Raw genomic sequence first — 7,801 nt, forward strand, 5'->3', positions numbered from 1 at the left:
GCTATGCGGATTTGCTCTCAATGGGCCATATTCCTTTTAAGGATAGATTGACTTTGGTCTGCGTATCCTACCCCGGAGTCCGGCAAAACTCAATTGTGCAGTGGCATTAATTCGCAACTCGCTTCCGGGATGGTTTTCAGTTTGTGTGGCCTTGCATGTCTGCTCGATCCGGAGTTTTGACCCCAACGTCGGGTAGCTTGTAGTATGGAAAGGAAAATTATCTGCTCATTTGCGGGCGCTTAACTCAGCGGTAGAGTGCCATCTTCACACGGTGGAAGTCATAGGTTCGAATCCTATAGCGCCCACCAATAACCTATTGAATCCATTGAGCAAAAGGCCGAGGCGCCCCGCCTAGGCTCTCGGCTTCTCATTCATAAAGACTTTTCTCATTACATTCCGTCTAACAGCGGAGCTCGAATAACCCGTGCCTTCCCAACGCCTCATATCGCGCCTGCTTTTTGTTGGCCTGCTGGTGACCGCCGTCACTGAGGTGCACGCCGTCGTGTCAGACGATGTTCGGTCGGGTAATCTTCACTCGAACGAGACCCCGTCTGCTGCTGTGGTTACGATCCCCAGGCTTTCTGGAATTCCCAGATTAGAAGATTTTCTCACCATGGAGCCCGCGCCCGGCGTAGCGCAGCAGATGACCAAGGTTGAGAACTTCATCCAGCACGACCCCAAGGATGGCGCGCCTGCCCAGGAGCGGACCGAAGTCTACATTGGCTACGATGCCAAAAATTTCTATGCCGTCTTCGTCTGCTTCGATAAAGAACCGGGAAAGATCCGTGCGCGCATGACCCGCCGCGAAGATATCGGTCCTGAGCACGACGAGGTTCAGCTCTATCTCGATACCTTCAACGACAAGCGCCGCTCCTTCGGCTTCATGATCAATCCCCTGGGCGTGCAATACGATTACATCTGGACTGAAGATAACGGATACGACTCTTCCTGGGACACGGTTTGGGATTCATCCGGCAAAGTCACCAGCGAAGGTTACGTTGCCATGATGTCCATTCCGTTCAGGAGCCTGCGCTTTCCCAATGTGGAAGAGCAGACCTGGGGCATCCTGTTTCAGCGGGTGGTGCCACATGATAACGACAATAGCTTTTTTCCGCATGTCTCCAGCAGCATTCAAGGCAGGCTCAATCAGGAGGCGCAACTCAAGGGGCTCACCGGCATCAACCCCGGACGCAATTTTCAGTTGAACCCTTACGGAGTCACTGGCGCGTTTCGTGCGCTCGATCAGCGCGACCCTAACCATCCCTTCATCGCCGGCAACCATCTCGGCGGGACCGCCGGTCTCGACGGCAAGCTGATTATCCACGACAGCCTGGTGCTCGATTTTACCGTCAACCCAGATTTCCGCCAGCTTGAAAGCGATCAGCCGCAAAACACCGTGAACCAGCGCTTCGAGGTCTTCTTCCCGGAAAAGCGGCCGTTCTTCCAGGAGGGCGCGAGCTTCTTTAGCACTCCGGTGAACCTTTATTTCACGCGCCGCATTGAGGCCCCATTTGCCGGGTTGAAGCTCACGGGCAAGCTTGGGCCTTACGGAATCGGCGTGCTCGCGATTGATGACCGCGGCCCCGGCCGCAGCGTTCCCGATGGCGATCCGTTGCGCCGCAAGCGCGCCTACTTCACCGTAGGCCGCCTGACGCGTGATTTGTGGAAGCAGTCTCAGGTGGGTGTGTTCTACAGCGACCGCGAGATGAGCGCGGTCCCAGCGGACCGGTCCCTGTGCCAGAGCAATGCTTGTATAACGAATTCCAATCGCGTGGGCGGCGCCGATTTCACCTTCCATTTTGGGGATCACATTCAGACCCTCGGACAGGTTGTTGCCAGCACCAACGACCAGGCCGACGGCAAACACTTGGCTGGGGCGTGGTATCACTGGTACGCCTCTTATAACGGCCGGCACGTTTTTTATGATGTCCGCTATGAAGATGTTACCCAAAACTTCGTTACACTCACTGGGTTTTTCCAGCGGCCCGATAACCGTCACGAAAGCCAATTCGGCTCTTACACTTTCCGTCCCGAGGGGAAGATCCTGACCTCCTACGGCCCGCAGCTCTACCACAGAATGGAGTGGGACCATCACGGCACGCAGCTCAACTATGACTATGAGCCTGGTTTCTTTGTGAACCTGAAGGCCAACACCAGTTTCACGTTCTGGCACGGATACAGCCATGAAACCCTGCGTCCCGCGGATTTTTCCAGTCTTGCACGCAACACCAACTTCGTGGAGGATTACACCGGCTTCCAGCTCAACAACAGCTATTTGAAGCTGGTGACCTTCAACGGGTCGCTAAATTGGAACAAGGTCGTCAACTTCAGTCCACCAGGCAGCCTGCCGCCCTTTCGTGCCAATGAGGTCAACGGCAACCTGACCGCAACCGTCCATCCCTGGAACCCATTGACGGTTGATAACAGCTACATCCTCGAGCGGCTGACCACGCGCACCACGCCCGAGCAGGGCATCCTGACCGCCCACATCATCCGCTCCAAGTGGAACTATCAGTACAACCCACGGCTCTCCTTCCGCACCATCTTCCAATATGATGGCCTGCTGCGCAACCCGCTCAACACCAGCCTGGATCAAACCAAGAACTTCAACACCGATTTCCTCGTAACCTACCTCGTGCATCCTGGGACGGCGTTCTACGTGGGTTACAACAGCAATCTGGAAAACCTGGATCCGTTCGCCATCAGCAACCATACGGGCTTGCTGCGCACCAACCGAAGCTACATCAACGACGGCCGCACCGTGTTTGCCAAGATTTCTTACCTGTTCCGGTTCTGACCCACTAGCCAGTCTTCAAGTGGCATTGTTCGAATCTCCATCATTCTGTTATCTTCGGTGTCGCCAAGCCGAAGGAATTCTTATGCGCCAGTTTAATTGTGTGCTGTTTTTGAGCTGTTCATTCCGTTCATATTTACGCTTGATTCTGGCATTGGTGATGATGGTTGCCACGGCCCTCGCGCCGGTTACAGCGGCCCCCACCGGTCCGGCGAGAACGGCCATACCGGTCAAAGTCCTCGCACTGCGCACGGAATACAAGGAGAATCCGCTCGGCATTGACAGCCGTCAGCCTCGGCTGAGTTGGCAACTGCAGGGTGAAGGACGCGGAATCGAGCAGTCGGCATATCAGGTGCGTGTGGCACAGAGCGAACCGGAGCTGCGCTCAGGCCGCCCTCTGATCTGGGATTCAGGCCGGGTGAACTCGGATGAATCCGTTCACCGGCCCTATGACGGTCCGCCGCTGCAATCTGGACGGCGATACTACTGGCAAGTACGCGTTTGGGATGAAAAGAGCACGGCTTCCGACTGGAGCGCACCGGCTTACTGGGAGATGGGTCTGCTTCAGCCATCGGACTGGCACGCCGATTGGATCGAGCCAGCCTTGAATGATACGTCGGGCGGGCCTGCGCCCATGCTCCGCCGCGAATTCAAGGTGTCGGGCGCTATCCTGCGCGCACGGGCATACGTTACCAGCCACAGCCTCTATGAACTAAATCTGAATGGACACCGCGTCGGCGATCAACTTTTCACACCCGGTTGGACCAGTTATGAAAAGCGAATCCAGTATCAAACCTATGATGTAACCGATCTCGTGAAGACCGGCACGAACGCCGTTGGCATAGTACTTGGCAGCGGATGGTATCGCTTCAAGGGCCGCCGCATTTACGGTGATCACCTCGCTGCCCTCGTGCAAATCAACATCACATACAAAGATGGGCACGAAGAGGTGGTTCGTACTGATCAGAACTGGAAATCAGCGACGGGGCCAATCCTGATGTCTGAGATTTACGACGGCGAGACCTACGACGCCCGCCTGGAAAAGACAGGTTGGACCATGCCAGGTTATGACGATGCTCAGTGGGCCGGTGTCACAACCGCCAATTACCGCAAAGACGATCTCTTCGCTCCCGCTGGTCCGCCGGTTCGCCGAATAGAAGAGATCAAGCCGGTGAAGATCATCAAGACACCGGCGGGCTTGACAGTCGTGGACATGGGCCAAAACATGGTCGGATGGGTACGGCTCAACGTGCAGGGACCAGCGGGAACGACGGTGATACTCCGCTACGCCGAGGTGCTCGACCAGCAGGGCAATTTCTACACTGAGAACCTGCGGAATGCCAAGGCAACGGTACGCTACACGCTGCAAGGTGGCCCTCCGGAAACGTTCGAACCCCATTTCACGTTTCAAGGTTTCCGTTATGTCGCAGTTGACGGCTATCCTGGCGAGCTAACGCCCGACAGCCTGACCGGTGTGGTCATCCATTCGGAGATGGCGCCGACCAGCGACTTTGAAACTTCCAGCAAGCTGATCAATCAACTCCAGCACAACATCCTGTGGGGACAGAAAGGTAACTTCCTCGATGTCCCAACCGACTGTCCGCAACGCGACGAACGCCTTGGCTGGACGGGCGATGCCGAGGTCTTCGCTCGTACCGCCGCCTTCAACATGGATGTTGCCGGGTTCTTTACCAAGTGGCTCAGAGATGTGGCTGCGGACCAGTACAAGGACGGCCGCGTGCCAACGGTCATTCCCGATACGGGAAATCAGAGCCAGCCGCCGCGGCCCGCAGCCGCGTGGAGCGACGCCGCGGTGATCATCCCCTGGACGATGTACATCAGCTACGGCGACAAACGGATCCTGGAAGAACAGTACCCCAGCATGGTGAAGTGGGTGGAATACGAGCGGCAGCGGGCGGGCAACGAATACATCTGGAAGAATGACTTTCAATACGGTGACTGGTTGGCCTACGCGGCGCCAAACTCAGAGGCGCGCAGTTATCCCGGAGCAACCACGGGCAAAGACCTGATTGCGACCGCTTTTTTTGCCTACTCGACGGACTTGCTCGAGCGCACCGCGCAGGTCCTGGGCAAAAAAGATGACGCAGCGCGCTATGGCGATTTGCTCGCGAAGATCAAGGCTGCTTTTCGCCGGGAGTTTGTCACTGAGACGGGCCGGGTCGGCGAGAACACGCAGACCGCGTACGCGCTGGCCTTGCAATTCGACTTGCTGCCCGACGAGCTGCGCCCCTTGGCCGCCCAGCGGCTCGCTGAAGACGTGCGTGAACGCAAGCACCTGACCACAGGCTTTCTTGGCACGCCGTTCCTCTGTCACGTACTCAGCCGATTTGGCTATCTGGAGGAAGCCTACATGCTCCTCAACCGCGAGCAGTATCCATCGTGGCTTTACCCGGTCAAACAGGGCGCGACCACCATCTGGGAGCGCTGGGACGGGATCAAACCCGATGGCTCGTTCCAGGACAAATCCATGAACTCGTTTAATCACTACGCTTACGGCGCGATCGGTGAGTGGATGTACCGGGTGATGGCTGGAATCGAGATTGATCCCGAAGCCCCAGGATATAAACACACTCTGATCCAGCCCCAGCCAGGCGGTGGATTCACCAGCGTTACAGCCAGCCACCTCACAATGTACGGGAAAGTCAGTTCGGCGTGGGCGCTCAAGGACAATAGGTTTGAACTCACGGTCGAGATTCCCGCCAACACTCACGCGACAGTGCGTTTGCCGCACGCCCAGCTCGCCGACGTAACCGAATCCGATCAAGCGCTTGCGAACGCAGGTGGCATCCGGGCGGCGCGCCAGGATGGCGACTCAGTTCTTCTGGAAATTGGTTCAGGTCAATATCGCTTTGCTCTTAACCAGAGACGGGGCGAAACGGCTGTACGTTGATCCAGGCTAAATCTGTAAGTGATGCTGGGAGAGACAGTTATCTCCCTTTTCGGCTTCTTAAAGACTATAATCTAGGGGATTTAATGCGCCCTGTGTTATACTGCGTTAACGCTATTGCCCACGGTACGCTAGTGGTGCGGTGGTCTGATCCGATAGATTGATCTGACATTTATTCCCGCCTTTCCTGCACTCCGTTTGTTTACAGCGTCAAAATTCAACTTACGAGTGGCATCCATTTATTTCAAGATAGATAAATCCAGTCGCGAATCGCAATCTGTCTGCGTCTCGCGAGACGCCTCTCACAGAAAGCACAATTCGAATGACACGATTTACAGAAATGCCTCTCTCTGCTGGTTTGCAGCAGAGGTTGGCAACAGCACAATTCACAACACCCACACCCGTCCAGGCGGCGGCCATTCCACATGCGCTCGAGGGCAAAGACGTTCTTGCCACGGCGCAGACTGGGACCGGCAAAACGCTCGCCTTCCTTATCCCCGCAATCGAACGATTGCAGGGCAGCACTTCGCATAACGTAGAAGTGCTGGTGCTGGTTCCCACGCGGGAGCTGGCATTGCAGATCCACACGCAGTACGAAAAGTTACGCGGCAATAAGCTCACGCCCGCGGCACTGATCATTGGCGGAGTCGCAGAAAAATCTCAGATCAAGGCGTTGCGCTCAGGCGCGCGCATGGTCGTGGCAACTCCGGGACGCCTCGAAGATCTTCTCAGCCGCAAGCTTGGGGACGTGCGCAACGTTCAGCTTTTGGTCCTCGATGAAGCCGACCGCATGCTCGATATGGGGTTCCTGCCCGCTATCCGCCGCATTGCGGCCGTATTGCCGCAGAAACGCCAGACGCTTTGCTTCTCGGCAACGCTCGAGGCATCAGTCGCCGGGCTGGTACATCAATATATGCGGGACCCGGTCCGCGTCGCCCTCGGATCAATCCTGAAGCCCGCTGAAAATGTCGAGCTGCAGGCGTTCGAGGTCGCGCTGGCTGAAAAGCGCAACGTACTTCGCCACCTGCTCTATCAGGAAAAAGGACGCAGCCTGATCTTCGCCCGCACCAAGCGCGGCACCGAGCGCCTGGCCAAAGATCTTTCGCGCGACGGCTTCGCCGCGGCGATGATTCACGGTGACCGCTCGCAGTCGCAGCGCAATGGTGCGCTCAGCGGCTTCGAAGAAGGACGCTTCAACGTCCTGGTTGCCACCGATATCGCTTCGCGTGGAATCCACGTGGGTGACATTGCCCATGTGATCAACTACGATCTTCCGACCTTGCCTGAAGATTTTATTCATCGCGTAGGCCGCACCGGGCGCGCCGGGGCACGTGGCCTGGCTTCAACCCTGGTATCGGGCGCCGAGGTCTCGGAACTCCGCCAGATCGAGCGTGCTCTGAAGCTGCGCATCGAGCGCAAGCAGATCAGCTCGCGGGAAACTGAAGAGACTAACCGCCAGGTGCCCGCAAGGCGGGATACTCTGGCAGGCCGTACTCTAAGAGCGCTGCCCGGCGAAGTGTTCGCGTAACGCTAGTATCTGTATCTAAAACCTAAGGGTCGTGTTGCGGCATGGAGAAATCCGTGCTCTGACACGACCCTAATTTTATGAAACCAGCTCTAGTGAAATTGAAACAAAATTCCTACCGAGGTCCGCACGTGGTTTTGCGGACGGCTCTCTCCCGGGTTCGGCTCAGCTAGAAATGTCGCCGTGTAATCCGCCATGGTGCGCAGGCTCACTCGCCGGCTCAGGCGAACATCAACTCCGCCGCCAAAAGAAGCAGCAAATCCCGTCCGCGTGGTTGCGTCCGAAACCCTGACACCAGGAGCGGAGATCACGAACTCAGCGTGCGAGGCTACACCTCCAAAAAGCGCATGAGCAAAAGGAGTCAGACGGGTTGAGTTGCGCAACTTGAACTCAGGGCCGGCGGTGAAATAAAAGGAGCGCAGTGGCACCTTGAAAGGGTTTTCCGTAGTGCAGATGCTCCCCTGGCAGACGGTGCCGCGTCCGTGCAAGGTCTCAAAGTAAGAAGCAAAGTCGCCCTTCAGGCCGATGTACCGGTTGAAGTTGCGGTTCAAAGAGACCTCAAAGCCTGCTGGTC

Annotated in this window: 4 protein-coding genes and 1 tRNA gene; 4 read left to right on the forward strand and 1 reads right to left on the reverse strand. The window is 56.8% G+C overall.

Translation table 11 applies throughout. The annotated features are described in order from the left end of the window. Positions 1 to 233: 233 nt before the first annotated feature. The 4 genes from VK738_11425 (at position 234) to VK738_11440 (ending at position 7,230) form a co-directional block, all read left to right on the forward strand. Positions 234 to 308: transfer RNA gene (locus VK738_11425), tRNA-Val, on the forward strand. 116 nt (positions 309 to 424) lie between these two features. Next, the gene (locus VK738_11430) at positions 425 to 2,797 is read left to right on the forward strand and encodes a DUF5916 domain-containing protein (GenBank protein ID HTD23259.1); all 2,373 of its coding nucleotides are present in this window, start codon (positions 425 to 427) and stop codon (positions 2,795 to 2,797) included. 82 nt (positions 2,798 to 2,879) lie between these two features. Next, positions 2,880 to 5,705, forward strand: a complete 2,826-nt coding sequence (locus tag VK738_11435; protein HTD23260.1) for a glycoside hydrolase family 78 protein — start codon at positions 2,880 to 2,882, stop codon at positions 5,703 to 5,705. Between the two features lie 319 nt (positions 5,706 to 6,024). Beyond that, entirely contained in the window at positions 6,025 to 7,230 is a 1,206-nt protein-coding gene (locus VK738_11440) for a DEAD/DEAH box helicase (protein ID HTD23261.1), read from the forward strand. Positions 7,231 to 7,319: 89 nt separating this feature from the next. Here the strand turns inward: VK738_11440 and VK738_11445 are convergent. Continuing rightward, positions 7,320 to 7,801 (reverse strand): hypothetical protein (locus VK738_11445; protein ID HTD23262.1); only part of this gene is annotated, 482 nt, incomplete at its 5' end.

This window comes from Terriglobales bacterium (assembly GCA_035487355.1).
GTDB lineage: Bacteria > Acidobacteriota > Terriglobia > Terriglobales > Acidobacteriaceae > QIAW01.